This is a genomic window from Neobacillus sp. YIM B06451 (assembly GCF_032667185.1).
Taxonomy (GTDB): domain Bacteria; phylum Bacillota; class Bacilli; order Bacillales; family Cytobacillaceae; genus Bacillus_D.
In genome coordinates this window covers 1,201-4,488 of sequence record NZ_JAVFKJ010000029.1, presented here as the reverse complement: position 1 = coordinate 4,488, position 3,288 = coordinate 1,201, and the positions used below count along the sequence as shown (strand labels likewise).

At 54.1% G+C, this 3,288-nt stretch carries 1 tRNA gene and 1 rRNA gene; both read right to left on the bottom strand.

Features of this window, described 5'->3' with window-relative positions:
- A 23S ribosomal RNA gene (locus RB160_RS23845) occupies positions 1-3,069 on the bottom strand.
- 123 nt (positions 3,070-3,192) lie between these two features.
- Positions 3,193-3,268 (bottom strand) — tRNA-Ala (locus RB160_RS23840).
- Positions 3,269-3,288: the final 20 nt, after the last annotated feature.

Here is a 3,288-nt window from a genome sequence, read left to right as displayed (position 1 = left end):
TTGGTTAAGTCCTCGATCGATTAGTATCAGTCAGCTCCACACGTCGCCGTGCTTCCACCTCTGACCTATCAACCTGATCATCTTTCAGGGATCTTACTTCTTACGAATGGGAAATCTCATCTTGAGGGGGGCTTCATGCTTAGATGCTTTCAGCACTTATCCCGTCCGCACATAGCTACCCAGCGATGCCTTTGGCAAGACAACTGGTACACCAGCGGTGCGTCCATCCCGGTCCTCTCGTACTAAGGACAGCTCCTCTCAAATTTCCTGCGCCCACGACGGATAGGGACCGAACTGTCTCACGACGTTCTGAACCCAGCTCGCGTACCGCTTTAATGGGCGAACAGCCCAACCCTTGGGACCGACTACAGCCCCAGGATGCGATGAGCCGACATCGAGGTGCCAAACCTCCCCGTCGATGTGGACTCTTGGGGGAGATANCGTTCTGAACCCAGCTCGCGTACCGCTTTAATGGGCGAACAGCCCAACCCTTGGGACCGACTACAGCCCCAGGATGCGATGAGCCGACATCGAGGTGCCAAACCTCCCCGTCGATGTGGACTCTTGGGGGAGATAAGCCTGTTATCCCCGGGGTAGCTTTTATCCGTTGAGCGATGGCCCTTCCATGCGGAACCACCGGATCACTAAGCCCGACTTTCGTCCCTGCTCGACTTGTAGGTCTCGCAGTCAAGCTCCCTTGTGCCTTTACACTCTGCGAATGATTTCCAACCATTCTGAGGGAACCTTTGGGCGCCTCCGTTACATTTTAGGAGGCGACCGCCCCAGTCAAACTGCCCGCCTGACACTGTCTCCCACCCAGATCATGGGTGCGGGTTAGAATTTCAATACAGCCAGGGTAGTATCCCACCGACGCCTCCACCGAAGCTGGCGCTCCGGCTTCACAGGCTCCTACCTATCCTGTACAAGCTGTACCAAAATTCAATATCAGGCTGCAGTAAAGCTCCACGGGGTCTTTCCGTCCTGTCGCGGGTAACCTGCATCTTCACAGGTACTATAATTTCACCGAGTCTCTCGTTGAGACAGTGCCCAGATCGTTACGCCTTTCGTGCGGGTCGGAACTTACCCGACAAGGAATTTCGCTACCTTAGGACCGTTATAGTTACGGCCGCCGTTTACTGGGGCTTCGATTCAGAGCTTCGCTTGCGCTAACCCCTCCTCTTAACCTTCCAGCACCGGGCAGGCGTCAGCCCCTATACTTCGCCTTGCGGCTTCGCAGAGACCTGTGTTTTTGCTAAACAGTCGCCTGGGCCTATTCACTGCGGCTCTTCAGGGCTATGAACCCTAAAGAGCACCCCTTCTCCCGAAGTTACGGGGTCATTTTGCCGAGTTCCTTAACGAGAGTTCTCTCGCTCACCTTAGGATTCTCTCCTCGCCTACCTGTGTCGGTTTGCGGTACGGGCACCTTTCATCTCGCTAGAGGCTTTTCTTGGCAGTGTGGAATCAGGAACTTCGGTACTAAATTTCCCTCGCTGTCACAGCTCAGCCTTCACGGAAAGCGGATTTGCCTGCTTTCCAGCCTAACTGCTTAGACGCACATATCCGACAGTGCGCTTACCCTATCCTCCTGCGTCCCCCCATTGCTCAAACGATGAAGAGGTGGTACAGGAATATCAACCTGTTGTCCATCGCCTACGCCTTTCGGCCTCGGCTTAGGTCCCGACTAACCCTGAGCGGACGAGCCTTCCTCAGGAAACCTTAGGCATTCGGTGGATGGGATTCTCACCCATCTATCGCTACTCATACCGGCAGTCTCACTTCCAAGCGCGCCCCAGGTCCGTCCGGTCCGGCTTCAACGCCCTTGGTACGCTCTCCTACCACGGACATCGACGATGTCAATCCACAGCTTCGGTGATACGTTTAGCCCCGGTACATTTTCGGCGCAGAGTCACTCGACCAGTGAGCTATTACGCACTCTTTAAATGGTGGCTGCTTCTAAGCCAACATCCTGGTTGTCTAAGCAACTCCACATCCTTTTCCACTTAACGTATACTTTGGGACCTTAGCTGGTGGTCTGGGCTGTTTCCCTCTTGACTACGGATCTTATCACTCGCAGTCTGACTCCCACGGATAAGTCTTTGGCATTCGGAGTTTGTCTGAATTCGGTAACCCGATGGGGGCCCCTAGTCCAAACAGTGCTCTACCTCCACGACTCTTACAACGTGAGGCTAGCCCTAAAGCTATTTCGGAGAGAACCAGCTATCTCCAGGTTCGATTGGAATTTCACCGCTACCCACACCTCATCCCCGCACTTTTCAACGTACGTGGGTTCGGTCCTCCATCCAGTGTTACCTGGACTTCAACCTGGACATGGGTAGATCACCTGGTTTCGGGTCTACGGCCACATACTCATTCGCCCTATTCAGACTCGCTTTCGCTGCGGCTCCGCCTCTTCGGCTTAACCTTGCATGGGACCGTAACTCGCCGGTTCATTCTACAAAAGGCACGCCATCACCCATGAACGGGCTCTGACTACTTGTAGGCACACGGTTTCAGGATCTATTTCACTCCCCTTCCGGGGTGCTTTTCACCTTTCCCTCACGGTACTGGTTCACTATCGGTCACTAGGGAGTATTTAGCCTTGGGAGATGGTCCTCCCGGATTCCGACCGGATTTCACGTGTCCGGCCGTACTCAGGATCCACTCAGGAGGGAACGAAGTTTCGACTCCCGGGCTTTTACCTTCTGCGGCAGGCCTTTCCAGGCCACTTCGCCTACCCCGTTCCGTTGTAACTCCATGTAGAGTGTCCTACAACCCCGGAAGGCAAGCCATCCGGTTTGGGCTATGTCCCGTTTCGCTCGCCGCTACTAGGGGAATCGCGTTTGCTGTCTCTTCCTCCGGGTACTGAGATGTGTCAGGTCCCCGGGTCTGCCTTCAATACCCTATGGATTCAGGTAAAGATGCCACCCCATTACGGATGGCGGGTTTCCCCATTCGGAAATCTCCGGATCAAAGCTCACTTACAGCTCCCCGGAGCATATCGGTGTTAGTCCCGTCCTTCATCGGCTCCTAGTGCCAAGGCATCCACCGTGCGCCCTTTCTAACTTAACCTAAAAGGTCATTTCACTCTGTTTACCAGAGAGAAAACTAAAATGGCGATCACTCGGTTCTTCTTGGTTACTTCTTCTTAACATTATCCAGTTTTCAAGGAACGAAGTTCGTCATAAAGACGATTGGTGGAGCCTAGCGGGATCGAACCGCTGACCTCCTGCGTGCAAAGCAGGCGCTCTCCCAGCTGAGCTAAGGCCCCATAGTATAGAACATGAATGG